The 21,011-nt window shown below is 54.2% G+C and carries 24 protein-coding genes and 1 pseudogene; 8 read left to right on the top strand and 17 right to left on the bottom strand.

What is annotated here, in order from left to right; all coding sequences use genetic code 11:
- The first annotated feature begins 33 nt into the window (after positions 1 to 33).
- Complete coding sequence (locus ACJ9N4_RS03010; protein WP_182271905.1) at positions 34 to 1,449, top strand: DNA cytosine methyltransferase; 1,416 nt, start codon at positions 34 to 36, stop codon at positions 1,447 to 1,449.
- Positions 1,430 to 1,933 carry a very short patch repair endonuclease gene (locus ACJ9N4_RS03005; protein ID WP_182919847.1) on the top strand — a complete coding sequence of 168 codons (504 nt, stop codon included), beginning with the start codon at positions 1,430 to 1,432 and terminating at the stop codon, positions 1,931 to 1,933. The genes ACJ9N4_RS03010 and ACJ9N4_RS03005 overlap by 20 nt, the downstream gene beginning before the upstream one ends.
- Here ACJ9N4_RS03005 and yedA read toward each other — a convergent pair.
- A complete protein-coding gene (gene yedA, locus ACJ9N4_RS03000) occupies positions 1,893 to 2,807 on the bottom strand; it encodes a drug/metabolite exporter YedA (RefSeq protein WP_182271903.1) in 915 nt (304 codons plus the stop codon). The two genes, ACJ9N4_RS03005 and yedA, sit on opposite strands and share 41 nt — an antisense overlap.
- 178 nt (positions 2,808 to 2,985) lie before the next feature.
- Here yedA and ACJ9N4_RS02995 point away from each other — a divergent pair, with 178 nt between their 5' ends.
- From ACJ9N4_RS02995 to dgcQ, 3 genes are all read left to right on the top strand, one after another.
- Positions 2,986 to 3,897: a DUF808 domain-containing protein gene (locus ACJ9N4_RS02995; protein ID WP_182271902.1), complete on the top strand. Its 912-nt coding sequence runs from the start codon at positions 2,986 to 2,988 to the stop codon at positions 3,895 to 3,897.
- Positions 3,898 to 3,976: 79 nt separating this feature from the next.
- Entirely contained in the window at positions 3,977 to 4,159 is a 183-nt protein-coding gene (locus ACJ9N4_RS02990; protein WP_182919848.1) for a YodC family protein, read from the top strand.
- Between the two features lie 80 nt (positions 4,160 to 4,239).
- Positions 4,240 to 5,943 (top strand): cellulose biosynthesis regulator diguanylate cyclase DgcQ, encoded by a 1,704-nt coding sequence (gene dgcQ / locus ACJ9N4_RS02985; RefSeq protein ID WP_411500226.1) that lies wholly within the window; start codon positions 4,240 to 4,242, stop codon positions 5,941 to 5,943.
- 207 nt (positions 5,944 to 6,150) lie between these two features.
- On the opposite strand, the gene yodD is transcribed toward dgcQ, so the two are convergent.
- Positions 6,151 to 6,372: a YodD family peroxide/acid resistance protein gene (gene yodD, locus ACJ9N4_RS02980; RefSeq protein ID WP_182271899.1), complete on the bottom strand. Its 222-nt coding sequence runs from the start codon at positions 6,370 to 6,372 to the stop codon at positions 6,151 to 6,153.
- Positions 6,373 to 6,500: 128 nt separating this feature from the next.
- On the opposite strand from yodD, the gene dsrB reads away from it, so the two are divergent.
- Complete coding sequence (gene dsrB, locus ACJ9N4_RS02975) at positions 6,501 to 6,689, top strand: protein DsrB (RefSeq protein ID WP_182271898.1); 189 nt, start codon at positions 6,501 to 6,503, stop codon at positions 6,687 to 6,689.
- 102 nt (positions 6,690 to 6,791) lie between these two features.
- On the opposite strand, the gene rcsA is transcribed toward dsrB, so the two are convergent.
- The 14 genes and pseudogenes from rcsA to fliF all read right to left on the bottom strand — a co-directional run bounded on the left by rcsA (position 6,792) and on the right by fliF (position 18,341).
- Positions 6,792 to 7,415 carry a transcriptional regulator RcsA gene (rcsA, locus tag ACJ9N4_RS02970; RefSeq protein ID WP_182271897.1) on the bottom strand — a complete coding sequence of 208 codons (624 nt, stop codon included), beginning with the start codon at positions 7,413 to 7,415 and terminating at the stop codon, positions 6,792 to 6,794.
- Positions 7,416 to 7,704: 289 nt separating this feature from the next.
- A pseudogene (gene fliR / locus ACJ9N4_RS02965) lies at positions 7,705 to 8,497 on the bottom strand (flagellar biosynthetic protein FliR); the annotation flags it as partial.
- 7 nt (positions 8,498 to 8,504) lie between these two features.
- Positions 8,505 to 8,774, bottom strand: coding sequence for a flagellar biosynthesis protein FliQ (gene fliQ, locus ACJ9N4_RS02960; protein WP_003859587.1), 270 nt, complete (start codon positions 8,772 to 8,774; stop codon positions 8,505 to 8,507).
- A gap of 10 nt (positions 8,775 to 8,784) precedes the next feature.
- Complete coding sequence (gene fliP / locus ACJ9N4_RS02955; RefSeq protein WP_182271895.1) at positions 8,785 to 9,522, bottom strand: flagellar type III secretion system pore protein FliP; 738 nt, start codon at positions 9,520 to 9,522, stop codon at positions 8,785 to 8,787.
- Entirely contained in the window at positions 9,522 to 9,896 is a 375-nt protein-coding gene (gene fliO, locus ACJ9N4_RS02950) for a flagellar biosynthetic protein FliO (protein ID WP_182271894.1), read from the bottom strand. Before fliO ends, fliP begins: the two co-directional genes overlap by 1 nt.
- Positions 9,897 to 9,898: 2 nt before the next feature.
- Complete coding sequence (gene fliN, locus ACJ9N4_RS02945; protein WP_014170738.1) at positions 9,899 to 10,312, bottom strand: flagellar motor switch protein FliN; 414 nt, start codon at positions 10,310 to 10,312, stop codon at positions 9,899 to 9,901.
- Positions 10,309 to 11,313, bottom strand: a complete 1,005-nt coding sequence (fliM, locus tag ACJ9N4_RS02940) for a flagellar motor switch protein FliM (RefSeq protein ID WP_182271893.1) — start codon at positions 11,311 to 11,313, stop codon at positions 10,309 to 10,311. The genes fliN and fliM overlap by 4 nt, the downstream gene beginning before the upstream one ends.
- Before the next feature lie 4 nt (positions 11,314 to 11,317).
- Complete coding sequence (fliL, locus tag ACJ9N4_RS02935) at positions 11,318 to 11,788, bottom strand: flagellar basal body-associated protein FliL (protein ID WP_182271892.1); 471 nt, start codon at positions 11,786 to 11,788, stop codon at positions 11,318 to 11,320.
- Positions 11,789 to 11,894: 106 nt separating this feature from the next.
- Complete coding sequence (gene fliK, locus ACJ9N4_RS02930; RefSeq protein WP_411500225.1) at positions 11,895 to 13,136, bottom strand: flagellar hook length control protein FliK; 1,242 nt, start codon at positions 13,134 to 13,136, stop codon at positions 11,895 to 11,897.
- Entirely contained in the window at positions 13,133 to 13,576 is a 444-nt protein-coding gene (gene fliJ, locus ACJ9N4_RS02925) for a flagellar export protein FliJ (RefSeq protein ID WP_182271890.1), read from the bottom strand. Before fliJ ends, fliK begins: the two co-directional genes overlap by 4 nt.
- A 21-nt stretch (positions 13,577 to 13,597) precedes the next feature.
- A complete protein-coding gene (fliI, locus tag ACJ9N4_RS02920) occupies positions 13,598 to 14,968 on the bottom strand; it encodes a flagellar protein export ATPase FliI (protein ID WP_182271889.1) in 1,371 nt (456 codons plus the stop codon).
- Positions 14,968 to 15,675: a flagellar assembly protein FliH gene (gene fliH, locus ACJ9N4_RS02915; RefSeq protein WP_182271888.1), complete on the bottom strand. Its 708-nt coding sequence runs from the start codon at positions 15,673 to 15,675 to the stop codon at positions 14,968 to 14,970. Before fliH ends, fliI begins: the two co-directional genes overlap by 1 nt.
- Complete coding sequence (gene fliG / locus ACJ9N4_RS02910) at positions 15,668 to 16,666, bottom strand: flagellar motor switch protein FliG (RefSeq protein ID WP_182271887.1); 999 nt, start codon at positions 16,664 to 16,666, stop codon at positions 15,668 to 15,670. Before fliG ends, fliH begins: the two co-directional genes overlap by 8 nt.
- A complete protein-coding gene (gene fliF, locus ACJ9N4_RS02905; protein ID WP_182271886.1) occupies positions 16,659 to 18,341 on the bottom strand; it encodes a flagellar basal-body MS-ring/collar protein FliF in 1,683 nt (560 codons plus the stop codon). Before fliF ends, fliG begins: the two co-directional genes overlap by 8 nt.
- Before the next feature lie 228 nt (positions 18,342 to 18,569).
- Between fliF and fliE the strand changes: the two genes are divergently transcribed.
- Positions 18,570 to 18,884, top strand: coding sequence for a flagellar hook-basal body complex protein FliE (gene fliE, locus ACJ9N4_RS02900; protein WP_182271885.1), 315 nt, complete (start codon positions 18,570 to 18,572; stop codon positions 18,882 to 18,884).
- A 75-nt stretch (positions 18,885 to 18,959) separates the two neighbouring features.
- Positions 18,960 to 19,373, top strand: coding sequence for a lipoprotein YedD (gene yedD / locus ACJ9N4_RS02895; RefSeq protein WP_411500276.1), 414 nt, complete (start codon positions 18,960 to 18,962; stop codon positions 19,371 to 19,373).
- Positions 19,374 to 19,476: 103 nt separating this feature from the next.
- Here the strand turns inward: yedD and amyA are convergent, their stop codons facing one another.
- Positions 19,477 to 20,964 (bottom strand): alpha-amylase, encoded by a 1,488-nt coding sequence (gene amyA, locus ACJ9N4_RS02890; protein ID WP_411500224.1) that lies wholly within the window; start codon positions 20,962 to 20,964, stop codon positions 19,477 to 19,479.
- Positions 20,965 to 21,011 lie beyond the last annotated feature (47 nt).

Here is a 21,011-nt window from a genome sequence, read left to right as displayed (position 1 = left end):
TGCCTGGTTAAAAGAATGCAGGAAAATCGATCAGTGACTAAGCCCGCGTCTGAGCAGGCTGAGAAATCAACGGCAACGGTACAGGCGCTACTGCACCAGTTGCTGGATATCTATGATGCTAAATCTTTGGCAAACCAGCTGGCAGCACACGGTGAGAGCCACTGGAGCCCGGCAATTCTCAAGAGACTGCTTACCAGCGAGCGGGCAGGGCATCGCCTGAGCGAGAGCGAGTTCCGTTACCTGCAAAACCTGCTTCCGCGCCCGTCAGCGGCACATCCGAACTATGCCTTCCGTTTTATCGATCTCTTTGCCGGTATCGGCGGGATCCGGCACGGGTTTGAAGCCATTGGTGGGCAGTGCGTATTTACCAGCGAGTGGAATAAACATGCGGTTCGTACCTATAAAGCCAACTGGTATTGTGACCCTGACGCGCATCATTTCAATGCCGATATCCGCGATGTGACCCTGAGCCACAAAAGCGGTGTGACCGATGCAGAGGCTGCCGCCCATATTCGCGATACTATTCCTGCACACGATGTCCTTCTGGCTGGTTTTCCGTGCCAGCCTTTCTCGCTTGCCGGGGTATCGAAAAAAAATGCCCTCGGACGCGCCCACGGTTTTGCCTGCGATACGCAGGGAACGCTGTTTTTTGACGTTGCCCGTATTATTGATGCCCGTCGTCCGGCCATTTTTGTGCTGGAAAACGTCAAGAATTTAAAGAGCCATGACGGTGGGAAAACCTTCCGTATTATCATGCAAACGCTCGATGAGCTGGGCTACGACGTGGCCGACTCGCAGGATATGGGCGCAGATGACCCGAAAATCATCGATGGCAAATTTTTCCTGCCTCAACACCGCGAACGTATTGTGCTGGTGGGCTTCCGTCGCGATCTCAATCTGAAGGGGGATTTTACCCTGCGGGATATCCCGTCGTTGTATCCGGCGCGTCGTCCGACCGTGGCTGATCTGCTGGAGCCCGCCATCGATGCCAAATTTATCCTGACCCCGGTGCTGTGGAAATACCTCTATCGCTATGCCAAAAAACACCAGGCAAAGGGCAATGGTTTTGGTTTTGGTATGGTTAACCCGAACGATCCGCACAGCGTGACCCGCACACTGTCCGCCCGCTACTATAAAGACGGCGCGGAAATTCTTATCGACAGAGGGTGGGATAAAGCCCTGGGCGAGAAAGACTTCGACGACCCGCAGAACCAGCGTCATCGTCCGCGTCGCTTAACGCCACGTGAATGCGCGCGCCTGATGGGGTTTGAAACGCCGCAGGGTTACAGCTTCCGTATACCGGTGTCGGACACTCAGGCGTACCGTCAGTTTGGTAATTCCGTGGTGGTTCCCGCATTTGCCGCAGTGGCAAAACTACTGGCCCCACGCATCAAACAGGCTGTTGCGCTGCGCCAGAGTGAGGCCGTCAATGACGGATGTACACAATAAGGCGACTCGCAGTAAAAATATGCGTGCCATCGGCACGCGTGATACCGCAATAGAAAAACGGCTAGCCGGGTTACTGGAGCTGGCTGGTTTTGATTTTCGCGTGCAGGATGCCGCGCTTGCCGGGCGTCCCGACTTCGTGGTCGATGCGTATCAGTGCATCATCTTTACCCACGGCTGCTTCTGGCATCATCATGACTGTTACCTGTTTAAAGTCCCTGCGACCCGCACCGATTTCTGGCTGGACAAAATAGGTAAGAATGTGGCGCGAGACAAACGTGATATTGCAACGCTTGTTGCACAAGGCTGGCGGGTGCTGATTGTCTGGGAGTGTGCGCTGCGCGGCAAGCTGAAGCTGAATGATGTGGAACTGACTGAGCGGCTGGAAGAGTGGATCTGCGGCGGCGGGCAGGCCGCGCAGATCGACACCCAGGGGATCCATCCGCTTAGGGTTTCTCCACCTCACACGGAACCACCACCGGTTTAGCCGGCAGCAAATATTTCCCCAGCGTGACCAACACCACGGCAAAAACAATCACGCCTAATGCCAGCCATTCAATGGGAGAGAGCGTTTCGCCACCGAATCCGCTTCCCAGCAGTACGGCCACTACCGGGTTGACATACGCGTAGCTGGTGGCGACGGCAGGGGAGACGTTACGGATCAGGAACATATAGGCACTAATGGCAATGATGGAGCCAAACAGCGCCAGGTAACCTACGGCCAGGAAGCCCGACAGATCCGGCACTGCCGTCAGCTTTTCGCCCGTCAGCATGGAGGCAATCGACAACACAATTCCTGCGGCGAGCATCTCAATTGCGCCAGCCATCATGCCGGACGGTAACTCAATGCGCGAACCGTACACGGAACCAAACGCCCAGCTCATGGAGCCAATCATGATCAACAGCGCGCCCCACGGATTTCCGCTCAGGTTGCCGCCGCTGTTGAGCAGGATAATCCCGGCAAGACCAATCCCAATGCCTAGCCACTCCAGCTTACGGGTGCGGATGCCGAAAAGACGGCTGAAGCAAAGCGTAAACAGCGGCACGGTTGCGACCACCACTGCGGCGATCCCTGAAGGAACATTCTGGTGCTCCGCGACGGTAACCGCCCCATTCCCCACGGCCAGCAGCAGCAGGCCAATCAGGGCTGCGTTAAGCAGCGGGCGCAGTGCAGGCAGTTTATGTCCCCGCAGCAGTAAGAAGGACATCAGCAGTATGCCTGCCGAAAGAAAACGAATGCCCGCCATCATCAGCGGTGGCCAGCTTTCCACGCCGATACGAATGACAAAATAGGTGGAACCCCAGATGATATACAGCGAAAAAAGAGCACCAATGAGCGGTAATAGTTGCCGGAAACGCATAGTCCCTCACGACGAAATGAAAAGGTCGCTAACAGTAAACGCCAAAACGGCCAGGCTGGCGAGTTCTTTAATTGTGAGGTAAGTGTGAATTTTTTGTTGACGTAAGGTGCCTGTTTCAGGCTTTACGCTTTTGCTCCATACTATTCACTTCATTACTAAAAAAAGAAGGATAGAGATTTTGGCAGGAAGTAGCTTGTTAACATTGCTGGATGATATCGCCACCTTACTGGACGACATTTCGGTGATGGGCAAACTGGCGGCAAAAAAGACCGCCGGTGTACTGGGAGATGATTTATCGCTGAACGCCCAGCAGGTGAGTGGGGTTCGGGCCAACCGTGAACTGCCGGTGGTCTGGGGCGTGGCAAAAGGGTCATTCATTAATAAGGTGATCCTGGTACCGCTGGCGCTGCTGATAAGCGCCTTTATCCCCTGGGCTATCACGCCTTTGTTGATGGTGGGTGGGGCGTTTCTGTGCTTTGAAGGGGCTGAGAAGATCCTTCATTCGCTCGCGTCACGTAAAGAGCATGATACCCCTGAGATGCGCCAGCAACGCCTTGAAGCACTGGCTACACAGGATCTCAAAACGTTTGAGCGCGACAAGATCAAAGGTGCCATCCGCACCGATTTCATCCTTTCGGCGGAGATTGTGGCGATAACGCTCGGGATTGTTGCGGATTCTCCGCTGTTGAACCAGGTGCTTATCCTTTCGGGGATAGCCCTTCTGGTCACGGTGGGCGTCTACGGCCTGGTGGGGTTGATCGTCAAACTGGATGATATCGGCTACTGGCTGGAAGAAAAATCAAGCACCGTGGCAAAAGGTATTGGCAAAAGCCTGCTGGTGCTGGCTCCCTGGCTAATGAAGAGTTTGTCGGTGGTCGGCACGCTGGCGATGTTTCTGGTTGGGGGCGGCATTGTGGTGCACGGTATCGCACCGCTACACCATGCCATTGAACATGTCGCTGCGTCTCAGGGGACGCTGGTGGCGGCTATCCTGCCAACGCTGTTGAATCTGGTGCTGGGCTTTATCATTGGTGGTATCGTGGTTGCAGTCGTGACGCTGGTTGAAAAAATGCGTGGGACGTCGCACTAATTTGTTACTTGTTACAGGATGCAAAAAGGCCATTTCTCGTCTAAATTGAAACAGTTTCACCCTGATACAGGAGGCAGGTATGGTCTTTTTGGTCAGTGATGAAGTTGAGCCTAAGAAAGGTGGCCCTCGCATGATTGTCACCGGGTATTCCAGCGGAATGGTGGAATGTCGGTGGCATGATGGTTACAGCATCAAGCGCGAAGCTTTTCGTGAAGAAGAACTTCGGCCGGGTAACGGGCGACAAAAGCACGACAAGGCTTAATCACGTAACGCCCGGCTTTGTCGGGCGTTTTTACAGAACAATACCGTACCGGGTATGAGAGTAGTCATCAGGGAGTGTGTGTGCAGCGCGACACCTATTTTGTAAAACGATCTTTTCTGCAATGGCTGCATAATCGTAGCAACCCCGGCCTGATTGTTAACATCTGCTTTCTTGTTGTGCTCATTTTTTCTACTCTTCTGACCTGGCGCGAAGTCGTGGTGCTGGAAGGGGCGTATGTCTCAAGTCAGCGTAATCACCTGGAAACGGTTGCCAGCGCGCTGGACCGACAGCTGCAATTTAGCGTCGATAAACTCCTTTTTTTCCGTAAAAGTATGGGCGAAGCGCTTCAGACGCCCCTGGGGTTTGATGTCCTGCAAATGGCCGTCGCGCGCTTTAAAACGGTGCGCAACACCCCCTCCTGGCAACTGATTGTCGATAAAGATCGCACGCTGCCTGTTAATGGCGTCTCGGATGAATTTGTCAGTAAAACCACGTTACTAAACCGCGATGATGAGCATATTAGCCATGAAATCTCCGCGGCGCTGGAAGTCGGGTATTTACTGCGTCTGGCCTCGTCATCCACTCAGAAAGAAGAGCGCGCGATGTATATTTCGCGTGCCGGGCTCTGGGTCGCTACCAATACGCCCGTGAATGATGACGAGATCATTTCCCGCTATTATCATTTTGTCACGCGTCCCTGGTTTACCCAGCAATCCGGTCGTGCCAACCGTGCACGGGCGGTACGCTGGTTTTTCTCCTCAACGACGTCAACAGCACCAGCAGATGCTCCGACGATCACCGCCAGTGTCCCGGTCTATTTCAATAATTACTGGTATGGCGTTGTCGCGCTGGATTTCTCTGTCGCAACCATGAAGCGCTTGCTAAAGGATGCGGTGGCAGACCATACGGAAGGTGAGTACCAGCTTTACGACACCCGGTTGAACCTGATTGCGTCCTCTGAAGCCTCTGCCAGCAAGATAAACCTTTTTGACGACGTTGAAAGGGCGCAAATTGCCTCGGCTATTGCAAGTGATACCGAAGGCGGTCTCCGTCTGGGGAGCCGTTTTGTCAGTTGGGAGCGACTGGATCATTTTAATGGCGTGGTGTTGCGCGTTCATACCCTGGATGAAGGCGTGCGCGGTGATTTCGGCAGTATCAGCATTGTGCTGGCGCTCCTGTGGGCACTCTTTACCGCCATGCTGTTGATCTCCTGGCTGGTTATCCGCCGGATGGTGAGAAATATGTACACGCTGCAGAACTCACTGCAGTGGCAGGCCTGGCATGATCCGCTCACCCGTCTGAATAACCGTGGGGCACTGTTTGAGCGGGCAAAACAACTGGCGGAAACATGTCAACAGCAGTCACTGCCGTTCTCCGTGATTCAGATCGATCTCGATCACTTCAAAAACATCAATGACCTGTTTGGGCATCAGGCGGGGGATAAGGTACTGTCTCATGCTGCAGGGCTCATCGCCACCGGGTTACGTACCAGCGATGTTGCCGGGCGTGTTGGTGGGGAGGAGTTTTGTGTGGTACTGCCAGGGATTGCACTGCCGGAAGCGTCAGCAGTCGCGGAGCGCATTCGCTCAAGGATCGACAGTAAAGAAATTCTGGTGAAAAAAAATACCACCATACGCATTAGCGCATCCTTTGGCGTGAGCTGTGCGCATGAAAAGGGGAATTACAACTTCGAACAGCTGCAGTCCATTGCTGACACCCGGTTGTATCAGGCAAAACAGTATGGACGAAACCGGGTTGTCTGGCGCGATCGTGACAAGGAGTGATCCAACTCCTGTTTCCTGTGGTGAAGGTATAACAAAAGATGCCGTACATCAGAAAATGTATTCATAACGCAAATATTTTCTTGTCATGCAAAATCGTTGAGGATACTGTTTACAGCACATCAGGATTCCTGGTGTAACGAATTTCAAGTGCTTCTTGCATAAGCAAGTTTCATCCCGGCCATCCCCATGACCGGGATTTTTTTCGCCCTAACGATTTGCTTCAGACACGCTAAAGTCATGAATATCAAGCTCGAAGGCCTCGGCCAGTTCACGGTAAGTGTGATAATCCCTCCCGTTCACAATGACCCGGTCGGAATGATCGTCCGAGCGGCGAACTTCGGACTCACTGATTTCATTGATGGCGGCCAGTAGGGCATCGACATCCACCTCGTTTCTGATGGTGTCGCTGTACGCTTTATCGGTCTTCATTACGGGTACCTCGTTCAACCGTGTCCACCTTTAAGTATAGACTGCACACAAAAACATCATTCGCGCCCTGTGGCGATGTCAGTTAATGAGATTTGTTCTACACTGGCTCAAAACCGCAGGAGAAACGTATGAAGGTCAACGATCGGGTAACCGTCAAAACGGACGGTGGCGCTCGCCGTCCGGGGATAGTGCTGGCAATTGAAGAGTTTAGTGAAGGCACAATGTATCTGGTATCACTGGAAGACTACCCGCTCGGCATCTGGTTCTTTAATGAACTGGGGCATGCGGATGGTATCTTTGTGGAAAAAGCAGAGTAGCGTGGCGTCGGGTGGCAATCTGCGCGCCCGACATCTGCTGCATAGCAAAAATCTCTGGCCAGGCCAGAGATCAGGAGGAGCAGACTAAAGGTTTTAAGCAGGCTAACGCATGTTGACGAAAATTCCATTCGTCACATTATCCGTCAGGCGAACAACGTGGTAGATCACTTGCTTATTATGCGTTTTTATTTTCCTTTTAATATTACCTTTATGTGATGAAACGGTTTTTGCTTTAATATTCATCTGATCCGAAATTTGAATAGTCCCTTGCCCGGCCATCCACATTCGCAGCATACTTGATTCAGTCCTGCTTAATGATAAAGTGGGTAAGTTAACTGCGCCTACATTCTTTACTTCTTTATTCAAATAATCGCCCAGGATGTCATCCAAAGACTCTGGTTTAATCGATTTAGAACTGATCAATAAATTTTTACGAACCAACAAATATTCATCAAAGTGAATGTTGGCTATCGCCATAAAAACAATAAACAGAGTTTTGGGATGTTGATTAATGATTTGCTTAATTTTCTGACTGTTGGCTGGATCGTGAATGAAACAGTCCTCATTAATAAACACCACGCCTGGCTTGAGGTCATCACAAGCGGCTGCAAGTTCGTCAACGGTGTGTGCATCGTTGATGTCTCTCTTTCTTACCCCTCTGCTTGCCAGGTACCCGGTTAACCCTAGCCGGGTGTAGCTGCATAAATCCATAATGATCGTTGACATGGCATACCCTCACTCAATGCGTAACGATAATTCACCATCTGCCTGAGAGCTCATAAACAGCCATACGGGATGGAAAAAAATTAATAAACCTGTGAGCATGACAAAGACTTTCAGGCGGACTCACTATCCCGTAAAGTTACGTATAATTTGCCAGGAATCATCTCAAAGTAAAGTAAATATTAAGTATTGTGAGGTGGTTAGAAACAATTAAACCGCGTCAGATATATCCTGGAAGATGTTTTTCGCGATTTATTTTAGGAATATCCTCAGAAAGACACTGAGAACAATGCGGGTTATTATTTGCGAGGGAGTTCGCTGACAATATCCGCTAACAGGTTGAATATCTCGCTGAATAAATGTTCACAGAAGGGGGCGATAAGTGGCATCAGCAATGACATTAATAAAAGTCCGACCGTCAGAGTCACCGGGAAACCAATGACAAATACCGAGAGCTGCGGGGCCATTCTGTTTAGTAAACCCAGTGCAAGGTTAACGGTCAGCAGCAGGGTAATGATAGGCAGTGCCAGCATCAGTCCGTTGAGGAAAATAAGCCCGGCGGCACGGACGAGGGCCAGAAATGCATTGCTGTTCACCGGATTTTCACCAATCGGCAGCGTATGGAATGTATCCACCAGCATGGAGATCAGCCACAGATGACCGTTGAACGAGAGAAACAGCAGCATGGCCAGCAGATCGATAATTCGTGCCAGCACGGGCATGTTGAGGTGGCTACCAGGATCGACGAAGGTCGCAAAGGATAGCCCCATCTGCAGACCGATAAGCTCACCAGCAGTACGAATGGCGGCAAACGCGAGCTGCATGGTAAACCCGACGGCCACGCCAATCATCACCTGCTGCAACGCTACCCACACCGCATTCGCCGAGAAGATGGGGATATCAACCGGTGGCAGAGAAGGGGCAACGATAATGGTGATAATGATGCCCAGCCCCACTTTGATCCGCTTGGGTATCGATTTCTCGCTGAGAATGGGGGCGGTTGAAATGAGTGCCAGGATGCGCAGCATCGGCCAGAAATAGACGCCAAGCCACTGAACCCACTGGTCGCTGGTGATGTGCAGCATCGTCGTATTAGCCGATGATATACGGCAGGTTGGTAAACAGGTTGCGCATATAGTCCAGCAACAGGTTTAGCATCCACGGCCCGGCAACGATAATCGCCACGAACACGGCGATGATTTTCGGGATGAATGACAGCGTCATTTCGTTAATCTGCGTGGCGGCCTGCAAAATACTGATGATAAGGCCGGTCACGAGCGCAACAAGCAGCAGGGGCGCGGCAACAGCAATGGCGACTTTCATCGCCTCCGTTCCCATCATCATGACCGATTCTGGCGTCATTGCGCGCTCCTCAACTGTAGAAACTTTGCGCCAGCGAACTGACAAGCAGTTGCCAGCCATCGACCAGCACAAAGAGCATGATCTTAAAGGGCAGAGCAATGGTGGCGGGGGGAACCATCATCATACCGAGTGCCATCAGGACGCTGGCGATCACCAGGTCGATAATCAGGAACGGAATAAAGATGGTAAAGCCAATCTGGAACGCGGTTTTCAGTTCACTGGTGACATACGCGGGCAGCAGAATGCGCATCGGCACGGCTTCCGGGCCTTGCATCTCACCGGTGTGAGACAGACGGGCAAAAAGGGCTAAATCCGCTTCTCGCGTCTGGCGCAGCATAAACTCGCGCAGAGGCTGGGCCCCTTTTTCCAGCGCGACCTGCATGGAAATCTTATCTTCGCTGAACGGCTGATAAGCGTCGGTGTAAATCTTATCGATGACCGGCGACATAATGAAAAAGGTCAGAAACAGCGCGAGCCCCAGCAACACCTGGTTCGGCGGGGCAGATGGCGTGCCCAGCGCGTTACGCAGCAGGCCAAACACGATGATGATACGGGTGAAGCTGGTCATCATCAGCAGGATCGCCGGAATAAACGTCAGCGAGGTGATAAAGACCAGCGTCTGAACCGGGAGCGACCAGCTCTGTCCGCCACCGGCAATGGGGGTAGAGACCAGACCCGGCAATTGCGCATACACGGCGGGAGCGAACAGGCAAAGACCCGCAAGCGTAAGGGATAACAAACGGCGCATCAGGATCTCCCGGAACGCTTAAGCAAACTCTTCATGACGGACTGAAAATCCGCAGGGGATTCTGCGCTCTCGTCACCCGGGGTGGGCGCAGGCGGCAGTTTATGTAAGACGTTGATGGTTGACGCGGTCACGCCCAACACCAGGCGCGCATCGTCAACATCCACAATGACCACGCGCTCGCGTGGTCCCAGTGACGTGCTGGCGCTGACCTTCATACCGCGTGCTCCGGCGGTTTTACCCGCCAGGCCAAAACGTTTTGCCAGCCATGCGGCGATAAGAATGAAGGCAATAATACCGAACAGCGCGCCGCTCACCTGGAGCAGCGGTGAGCCGGGGACAGCGGAAGGTTGCGATAGTGTTGCCTGGGTTTTCATGCTTAACGGCTCAGACGACGCATACGTTCAGATGGCGTAATGATGTCGGTGATACGCACGCCGTATTTATCGGCGACAACCACGACTTCACCCTGAGCAATCAGATAACCGTTGATCAGAATATCCAGTGGCTCACCGGCCAGTCCGTCAAGAGCCACCACGGAACCCTGCGTCAGACGCAGCAGCTCTTTAATGGTCATACGGGTACGACCCAGTTCAACGGTCAGTTTAACCGGGATATCCATGATCAGGTCGATGTCTTGCAGCGTGCCGCTGACGTCGCCACCGCCTAATTGCTGGAATACCGCGTCCGCCGCGCTTTTGGCCGGGGTGGTTTTTTGCTCGTTTAACGCGTCAGCCCACAGATCGTCCAGTGCTCCGCTGTTTTCATCGGACGGATTGTTCATGTCACTCATTTGGGCTGTTCCTCATTCAGCGAATTCAAAATCGGGTTGATCAAGTGCTCAACGCGTAACGCATACTGGCCGTTAATCGTGCCGTACTGACTGGTCAGCACGGGGACACCATCCACATGGGCAATAATGCGGTCGGGTTTTTCTATCGGCAGAACATCGCCGGGTTGTAATTTCAGGATCTGGGATAACCGCAGCGGGATATCGGCGAAGCTCGCCACCAGCTCAAGCTGTGAATGCTGAACCTGACGCACCAGATTTTCACGCCAGTTCTGATCTTCGTTGCGAGAGTTTTCCAGCGGTGGGTTTACCAGCAGCTCGCGCAGCGGCTCGATCATGCTGAACGGCAGGCAGATGTTGAACTCGCCGGTCAGGTTACCGATCTCCACATGGAACGGAGTGTTCACGACGATATCGTTCGGGGAGGTGGTGATATTGGTAAATTTCACCTGCATTTCCGAACGCACGTACTCCACTTCCAGCGGGTTAATGGCTTTCCACGCGTCGCTGTAAGATTCCAGCGCCAGCTTCAGCATGCGGTTAATGACGCGCTGCTCGGTATGGGTAAATTCGCGTCCTTCCACTTTGGTCGGGAAACGGCCATCGCCACCAAACAGGTTATCTACCGCAATGAACACCAGACTTGGCGAAAACACCACCAGCCCGGTACCGCGCAGCGGTTTCAGATGGATCAGGTTAAGGTTGGTCGGCACCGGCAGGTTGCGGGCAAACTCATGATAAGGCTGAATGCGGATCGCACCGACGGTGATATCCGGGCTACGACGCAGCAGGTTAAACAGCCCCATACGGAACTGACGAGCAAAACGTTCGTTGATGATCTCCAGCGCCTGCAGACGTTCACGTACCACGCGGCGCTGGGTATTCGGGTCATAGGGACGAATATTATCGTCACCGCTCAAACCCGGTTGCGGATCATCACTCTTATCGTTGTCGCCGTTAAGCAGCGCATCGATTTCTGCCTGAGAAAGAATACTGTCGCCCATGTCGTTACCGCAGAATGAAGGCTGTGTACAGAACGTCAGTGACTTCCTGCTTAGGTTGACCGTTTACCAGCGGCGTGGCCAGCGTCTGCTTAATCTCATCGACCAGTTTTTGCTTACCATCAGCGGTGGCCAGTGTCGACGCATCCTGACGTGAGAACAGCAGCAGCAAACGGCTACGGACTTCAGGCAGGTAATCGTTCAGACGAGAACGCGTGGCTTCGTCTTTCAGACGCAGCGTAATGCCAACATAAAGCACACGATCCGCATCACCCAGGTTGACGGTGAAGGTATCCAGCGGGAAGAACACCGGAGCCGGCGGAGGGGGTGCTTCAGCTTTGGCTGCAGCGGTGGTAGGTTCCTGCTGCATACGCCAGTAACTATAGCCCGCGGTGGCGCAGGCGGCGAGCGTGATCAACACCAGCAGCGGGATCCAGATGGAACGCTTACTTTTTTTGGTGATAGCGGAGTCAGTCATCTGATACGAGCTTCCTGTTTCGGTACAGCTTAATAAGGTGATTATCCCGTGTCCGGCGGACGTCAAAGCGTGGAAAAGACGGGGATAATCACGCTACCTCTGGCGTTTAGGCGAAGATGTCTACGGCACTGTTTCCACGCGCGGCGGATTGCAGTGACACCGGAGTGGGTAATAACTCATCACTCTCTTCGTTAAAACCGCCATTCTGACCAGAACGCGAAGCCTGTTGCTGCTGGGATGACGACTGTTGCTGCCCGCTGAAGCTCTCACTGCTGACGCTGCTCTGCGAAAGCTGAATGCCGTTTTCAGCAAGCGATGTACGCAGCGTTGGCAGTGCAGCTTCCAGTGCCGCGCGCACATGACTATGTGGAGACACCATCTGCAGTTGCGCCTGGTTATCATCCAGTTTAAGCGAAATTTGCACCTGGCCCAGATCTTCCGGGTGCAGACGCAGTTCTGCTGTTTGTTGCCCCTGTTTCGTGAACAGCGTGATGTGCTGGCTCAGCGTTTGTTGCCATTCGCTGGTGCCCAGCGGCTGGCTTAACACTGGCGCGGTGGCCACGGTAGCGGCAGGCTGAGAGGTTGCCTGGCTGGTGACAATCGGTGCCAGAGTGGCGGTCGGCGTTGTTGTTGTTGATGAGGAACTGGCTATGTCCTGTTTCTCGGCTGAAGCGGCCACGGCTGGCGTTGCAGACGCGCTGGCTGGCAGGGCAGAATCAGCGTTTTGTGCCTGATATTGCGCGGCAGGTTGTGCTTTATCATGGTCATGTCCCGCCAGCGAGTTGTTCAGGGGCTGTTGACCTGCACTGTTTTGCGTGAGCGCGGCAGAGGTCAACGCCGACTGTGCGGCAATGCCGCCAGCGCTTGTTGGCTGGCTCACCACCGGCGCGGTGGTCTGCTGGTGCGGCAGCATTGCCATCAGCGCGCTTAATCCCGCCAGCTCGTCTTCACTCAACTCGCTTTTGCTGTCATCTTTTGTATTGGCTGCGGCCAGCGTCTTCAGGGCATCCGCGTTTGATGCCGGCATCAACCCGGAAACGAGAGATTGCAGCGAGGTCGTCCCGGCCGTCTCATCGCTGGTCGCCGTTGCCTGACGTGAAAGGAGATCGGCAATTTTTGCCTGCAGGGTCGTTTCGCCTTTGGCATCCTGCGTGGCTTTTGACAGTTTGCTGCCGGCAGCTTTCAGATCAGCCAGGGTCAGCGGCGCATCTTTGCCCTTACCGGTAGCATCGGTCAAGGCTCCCGCCAGCAGAGACAGAAAATCTTGCGCACCGTCGGTGCCTTTCCCCGTCTGCGTGTCGCCTGACAGGCCGCTGTCGGTCATCAGCAGTTGTTGCAGTGTGATCATTCCGGTTTCCTCATTGATGCGCGCTGGGCAAACTCATCCATTTTTTTCTGATCCTGACGGTTTTCCGCCAGAGTCGCTGCCGCAACCTGCCTGTCCTGTAAGGTCTGCCAGGCCTGCAGTCGCTGTTTTTTCTCGCGCCAGAAAGTTAGCGCGGTATCCACTTTTTGGGTCCATTGATGAAGCTGCTGGCGATGCTGTTCAATCGCCTTTTCCAGCGTCTGAATAAACTGCTGATAGTTAATCCAGCGCTGGCTTCCAATGCCCTGAGTCATATCGGTATTAAGGTTGGTGCGATATTCATGCTGATAGTCGATTAACATTTTCAACTGTTCTTCAGCCTGCTGGCACCCGCGTCGCATTGCGCCAAGCTGCAATGCGGCATCATCAACTTCTTTTTCAGCCAGATCTTTTAGCGTTGATAACGCGCTATTTTGCGCCATGACCTTCGCCCTCCACCTGTATTACACCTGCGGGAAAATCAGCTCCAGAGCCTGTATCGAATCTTCCCAGTCGGCGCGTTCAAAAATACCTTGTTGCAAAAACGCCTCCAGCTGTGGCCACAGGGTAATCGCTTTGTCGAGCATCGGGTCGCTGCCTTTGGCATACGCCCCCACGCTCACCAGATCGCGGTTGCGCTGGAAGCTGGAGAGCAGTTGTTTGAAGTTACGCACGCGGGCGTAGTGCTTCTCGGTTATCAATGCCGTCATTGCACGGCTGATTGATGCTTCAATATCGATGGCCGGATAGTGCCCGGCTTCGGCCAGACGGCGCGATAACACAATGTGACCGTCAAGGATCGCACGCGCAGAGTCGGCAATCGGGTCTTGCTGGTCATCGCCTTCGGTCAGAACCGTATAAAAAGCAGTGATTGAGCCACCGCCGCTGATGCCGTTCCCTGCACGTTCTACCAGAGCCGGGAGCTTAGCAAATACCGACGGCGGGTAGCCTTTGGTGGCCGGTGGCTCACCGATCGCCAGCGCGATTTCACGCTGCGCCATGGCGTAACGGGTCAGGGAGTCCATGATCAGCAGCACGTGCTGCCCACGGTCACGAAAATCTTCTGCAATACGGGTGGCATACGCGGCACCCTGCATACGCAGTAACGGTGAAACATCCGCCGGTGCGGCGATGACCACCGAGCGGGCACGGCCTTCCGCACCCAGAATGTTTTCAATGAAGTCTTTCACTTCACGGCCACGTTCACCGATCAGGCCCACGACGATAACGTCTGCCTGGGTATAACGCGCCATCATGCCGAGCAGAACCGATTTACCCACGCCGGAACCGGCGAACAGGCCCATACGCTGCCCACGGCCCACCGTCAGCAGGGCGTTAATCGGGCGCACGCCGGTATCCAGAACATGCTCGATAGGGGTTCGCTGCAGGGGGTTAAACGGCTGGGTGATTAGCGCGCCGGTTTCAGTCGTATCGGGTGAGGGCAGGCCATCGAGCGGCTTGCCGCTTCCGTCCAGTACGCGGCCGAGCAGCGCAGGGCCAAGCGGCAGCTGTTTACCACTTTGCAGGCCATCGCCGCTGATGTTTTTGGCGTACACGCGCGCGCCGGGCAGAATGCCTTCCACTTCTTCAAGCGGCATCAGGAACAGACGCTGACCGTTAAAACCGACGACTTCGCTTTCCACTTCACGCGTTTCTTGCCCATCCTGGCGCTCAATCACGCAGGTCGCACCCAGCGGAAGTTGCAGACCGGTTGCTTCCAGCACCAGACCGGTGGCGCGCGTCAAGCGCCCGTAACGACGAACAGACGGCAGTTGTGCCATCTTTGCTTCAAAGTTATCGAGCGTGTTGAGCCAGCGCGTGAGGCGTGCAGTCATCAGACGACTCCCGGTGCGGCCAGGCGGCACAGTTCCTGCCAGCGGGTGGCGACGCTGGCATCCAGATCGCCTTCATCGGCAGACACTTTACATCCACCGTGATGTAATGACGGATCGCCGCGCAGACGCCAGCCGTGCAGGCTCAGCGTTGCACCCAGGCTATCTTCCACACGCTGCAGATCGTCCGGATGAACGCGCAGTTGTGGTTTTCCGCTAAATAGCGGCTCCTGCTGGAGCAGCCCCTGAATTTGTTTGATGAGTGCCGCGTTATCTACCGTCGGCGTCTGACCAATCACCTGGCGAGCGGCTTCAAGCGCCATCTGCATCAGGCGCGACGCAATCACGCTGTCCAGCGCATCCAGCGTATGCTGGAATTCGCTGACCAGCTGTTGCATACGGGCATGAAGCGGGGCCTGTTGCTGACGTGCTTGCTCAATGCCTTGTTCCAGACCTTTTGCCAGACCTTCCTGGTAACCCTGCTCCTGGCCTTTCTGTCGCCCTTCGTTCAGACCGGCGTTGAAGCCCTGTTCATGCGCCTGCATTTGCATTTGCGCCAGCATCTGGGCACGTTGCTCTTCTTCGCTAAGCTCAGGTACCTCGGCTTCCGTGTCGCCTTCCTCAGGCAACATCACGGCGGGCGTGAACCCGGCGAGGGGAGGAGCCAGATCGTCAGGCGTCCAGCGTGTCCACGGCAGCTCATTAGACATAGGTGTCGTCTCCGCTGCCAATCACCATCTCGCCGGTTTCCGCCAGACGACGAACAATAAGCAGGATGGCTTTCTGTTCGTTTTCCACCTGAGACAAACGCACCGGGCCACGGTTGGCCAGGTCGTCGCGCAGGATATCTGCCGCACGCTGGGACATGTTGCGCAGGAACTTCTCGCGCAGCGGCTGTTCGGCACCTTTGAGGGCGATAAGCAGCGATTCGGAGTCCACTTCCTGGAGCAGGCGCTGGATGCTGCGATCGTCCACTTCGACCAGGTTTTCGAACAGGAACATCTCGTCGATAATTTTCTGCGCCAGTTCGCCGTCGAACTCGCGAACTGCAGTAATAACCGCTTCTTCCTGCTGTGTTTTCATCAGGTTGATGATTTCTGCTGCCGTTCTCACGCCGCCCATTTTGCTGCGTTTGAGGTTCTGGCCATCGAGCAGGTTGTTCAGCACTTCGGTCAGTTCCGCCAGCGCGGCAGGCTGAACACCACCGAAGGTGGCGATACGCAGCATGACGTCGTGACGCAGACGCTCGTCGAACAGTGCCAGAATATCGGCTGCCTGGCCACGTTTGAGGTGAACCAGAATGGTGGCAATAATCTGCGGGTGCTCGTCGCGAATAAGGTCGGCGGCACTCTGCGGCTCCATAAAGTTGAGCGTTTCGATACCGCTGGCGGTATCGCGCGTCTCCAGAATATCTTCCAGCAGGCTGGCGGCACGCTCTTCGCCCAGCGCTTTCACCAGCACCGAACGCAGGTAGTCGTTGGCGTTGACGTTCAGCGCCGCGAACTGTTCCGCTTCCTGCTCAAACTCCGCCAACACTTCGGTGAGCTGCTTGTTGGAGATCTGGCGGACGTTTGCCATTGCCGCACTGAGAATTTGTACTTCTCGTTGGGAGAGGTGTTTAAACACCTCTGCCGCACGGTCTTCACCAATGGTCATCAGCAGGATGACGCTTTTATCGGTGCCTGTAAGCGTGTTACTCATGTTCGTTACCCATCCACTGACGGATGACCAGCGCGACGACGCGCGGATCGTTATCTGACATTTCGCGAATGCGCTGGCTCATCACCTCGGCACCCATGCGCTGGTTAGCACGACGCTGCTGCGTTTGTTCGTCTTTACTCAGACGGACTTCAACCGCTTCTTCCACTTCCTGACGCGAATTCATCTGCTCCAGAGCGGCTTTCTCGGCTTCAGCACGACGCTGGAGCTGCGGACGAACGCCCTTACGCCACAGCAGCCACGCGACAATCAGAACCAGCAGCCAGCGACCAGCGGACATCAGTTGATCAATAAACGCCTGCTGTTTCCAGAACGGCAGCTCGCCACCCGTTTCATCAACGGAGTTGAACGGTGAGTTCACCACGTTGAGGGTATCGCCACGTTTTTCCGTGTAACCCATTGCTTCGCGGGTCAGGTTTTCGATCTGCTTCATCTGCTCGGCCGTCAGCGGCAGCGATTTACCGTCCGGCAGCGTTTTGTAGTTCACGACCACGGCAACAGAAAGACGCTGAATATCGCCCACGTTCAGTTTGGTGTGGCGGATAGTACGGTCAACTTCATAGTTGGTGGTTTCGTTACGGCTGCTGGTATGCGGGCCTGCATTGCTGCTTGCCGTAGAGGTCGTCTGCTGATTATTTTGCTGTCCGTTCTGCTGGTTTGCCGGAGGAGTAGAAATAGGGGCAGCGTTAGCCGGAGCCGGTTGGTTCGACAGCGCACCCGGCACACCGCCAGGGTAAGGGCCACCGACCTGCTCGTTCGAGTTGATCTGGCGAGAACGCATGACGGCCTGAGACGGTTCACCGTTCGGGCTGTATTGTTCTTCAGTTTGTTCTTTATTAGCGAAGTCAATTTGCGCGGTCACCTGCGCATGCACATTGCTGTTACCCACAACCGGGCCAAGGATCGCTTCAATACGGCGCTGGAGGCGGTTTTCCACATCGGCTGCGTATTTCAACTGAGCATCGTTCAGATCGCGACCCGCGGTATTGGACTGGGTCAGCAAATGGCCGCTCTGATCGACCAGCGTCACGTTACCCGGCGGTAAGCCTGCAACGGCGCTGGACACCAGATGCGTCACGGCGCTGATTTGCCCTTCATCCAGCGCGCGGCCAGGTTCAAGGTTAACGGTAACGGAAGCCGACGGGGATTTTTGCTCACGAACAAACAGAGACGGTTTAGGCATGGCCAGATGCACACGGGCACTCTTCACCGGGCCTAAGGTTTCAATCGTACGGGCCAGTTCACCTTCCAGCGCGCGCTGGTAATTCACCTGCTCGCTGAACTGACTGATACCGAATTTTTCCTGATCCAGCAGTTCAAAACCGACCGCCCCCCCCTTCGGCAGACCTTGCTGAGCCAGACGCAGACGCAGCTCATGTACCTTATCCGCAGGCACTTCAAGCGCACCGCCGTTATCGGCAAAGCGATAAGGGATGTTCATCTGGGTAAGCTGGGTGACGATGGCACCGCCATCCTGATCGGAAAGGTTGCTATAGAGTGTGCGGTAATCAGGGCTTTTTGCCCACAAGACCATCGCTACAAGGATCGCAATTGCGGCAGCGCCTGCCACGATCAACGGGATTTTAGGGTTCGCGCGAAGGCGGTTCATCCACTCGAGTGATTTATTTTGTGGCGCTGTTGATGCTGTTGCAGTCATTGCGCACCTCTTAAATCCTGGTGGTTTACGTTATTCGTGTAGAGAAACAAAACTGACTCCCGGGTCGGCAAACACGACAAAAGTTCCATATTGATGGCCCTGCCATTATTTGATGATTCGGGATTTTCTATGCGTCAAATAACCTGGTTTTTTCACGTTATTTACCGCCATTATCTTATTGACAAGCTGTTAGTCTTGACCGCGTAAAAAACCATCCAGGGGAGAGTCATGGCTATACAGGGCATTGAAGGGGTAATCAGTCAGTTGCAGGCAACGGCGATGACGGCCCGTAATCAGAACGTGGCAGCAGAACAGCCGGCCATCAGCTTTGCGGGGCAACTGCACGCCGCTCTTGACCGTATCAGCGATACCCAGACCGCTGCGCGTACGCAGGCGGAAAAGTTCACCCTCGGTGAGCCGGGCGTGGCGCTAAACGATGTGATGACCGATTTGCAAAAAGCATCGGTCTCCCTGCAAATGGGGATCCAGGTGCGTAATAAGCTGGTGTCTGCGTATCAGGACATCATGTCCATGCAGGTGTAGGCGCTTCATATCTTCTTCTGGCGGCTTCCGCGCTTTAATGCCACAATATTTTTTTCTTCGCATGCAGGAAAGATGATGAAAAAAATAGCAATTATGGGTGCGCTGCTGGCACTGACCGGGTGCGCTCAGGTTGATAACTATCAGGACGTGATAAAACATCCTGTTCCGGCGTATCTGGCGGGATATTGGCAGTCAAAAGGGCCGCAGAGCAAAATGGTCAGCCCGGAGGCGATTGCCACGCTGGTGGTGACGGAGGAGGGCGATACGCTGGATTGCCGTCAGTGGCAGCGCGTATTGGCCGTGCCGGGTAAAATTATGCTGCGTTCAGAAAACTATTATAACGTGACCCGCAAGCTGGATATCTACCCGCTGGCGCGTGATGGCCTGACGCTTGAGTATGATGGTATGGTGTTGCAGAAGGTTGACCGCCCAACGGTGGAATGCGCAGATTATCTGAGCAAAAACCCGCTGGAGAGTAAGCTGCCCTGAGGGTAAAAGCAAAACGGCAACGTTGTTGCCGTTTTTTGTGTTTTCGCCCTCTCCCCGTGGGAGAGGAACGGGGTGAGGGCATCAGGCTGTACTTTTTCCAGCGCTACAGCACATCCTCTATTACCCACACGCTCACACTTCCACCTTTGCAGGTAAACGTACCTTCACCGTCCGCCGCTGTTATGACGCTTTCTTCGCAATTGCCCAGAAAATCACGCCACGTTCTGTTGCCGTAGTTTTCCCCGAGACAAATGACCTTCTCACCATCATCACCATTGGAAAGCACCACCACACAACCGGGATCGTCCTCGGTGCCGCTGCGGCTAAAGGCGATACAGTTAGGATGGTCAAAAAACAGCGTCTGAACGCCGTGGGCAAAGCGCTGGCGCGCCAGAATCAGCTCGTGAAGCTGTTCAATAACCGGCATATCAATGTGATACGTTTTACCGTCGCCCCCGGTATCGTCATAGCGTGCGCCGAACAGATCCGGATAAAACACGCTCGGCACACCGTTTTCCCGCAGCAGGATCAGCGCATACGCCAGCGGTTTAAACCAGGCTTCAACCGGCGCTTCCAGCGCCTGCAAAGGCTGGGTGTCGTGGTTGGCAACCAGCGTCACCGCATGAAACGGATCGGCTTCCACCAACGTGCCGGTGAAGATCTGGCTCATGTCATAGTTTCGCCCCTGGCGCGAAGCTTCATGAAATTTCATCTGCAGAGGGGCGTCGAACAGCATTGTTTTTCCGTCGACCTGGTTGATGTAATTCTGCAGTTTATCGACTTCATGCGACCAGTATTCGGCCACGATAAACAGCGGCTTACTGGCAATCTCCTGAACGTGTTCAATCCACTCCTTATAAAACCAGGCTGGAATGTGTTTTACCGCATCCAGACGAAAGCCGTCGCACTGTGTTTGCGCCATCACCCAGCGCGCCCAGTATTTTAATTCCTCCGTAACGGCGTGATTGCGAAAATCGATATTTTCGCCCATCAGATAATCAAAATTACCCATTTCATCATCGACCTGGTCATTCCAGCCTTCGCCGGTGTAGTCGTTGACGATTTTAAAGATGTTGTCTTCAGTGGGGTTTTCGATGTGGTCGATACCGCTGAAGCATTTAAAATCCCAGATAAACTGTGAATATTGCCCGGCGCGGGCAGGGAAGGTGTAGCGCGTCCAGGCCTCGCATTCGATAACGTCATCATCGATTTGCGTACGATCCTGCTCGTTCACACGCTGTACGCGGATGGACTCTTTTTCATCTGCCCCCATTTTGTGGTTCACCACCACATCAAGCAGCACGGCGATTTGATTACTCTTTAAGGCGTCGAGGGCTTCCAGAAGCTGGGGTTTATCACCGTATTTTGTCGCGATGCTGCCTTTCTGGTCGAATTCACCCAGGTCGAAAAGATCGTAAGAGTCGTATCCAACCGAATACCCGCCTGATGCGCCTTTATACGCCGGGGGTAACCAGATCATATTGACCCCAATTTCATTAAGATTAGGGGCCAGGGCCGTAATTTCTCGCCACAGTTCACCGCCAGCGGGGTAATACCAGTGAAAGCATTGCAGTAAGGTGGGATTGCGCATGCACCATCTCCATGAGGTCGCGAAACTCAAGTATGGCGTAGCGGGGG

This window comes from Enterobacter sp. LM3 (assembly GCF_046622475.1).
Classification (GTDB): domain Bacteria; phylum Pseudomonadota; class Gammaproteobacteria; order Enterobacterales; family Enterobacteriaceae; genus Enterobacter; species Enterobacter cloacae_P.
The sequence above is the reverse complement of the archived record's forward strand: the minus strand, read 5'-3'. Positions and strand labels throughout refer to the sequence as shown.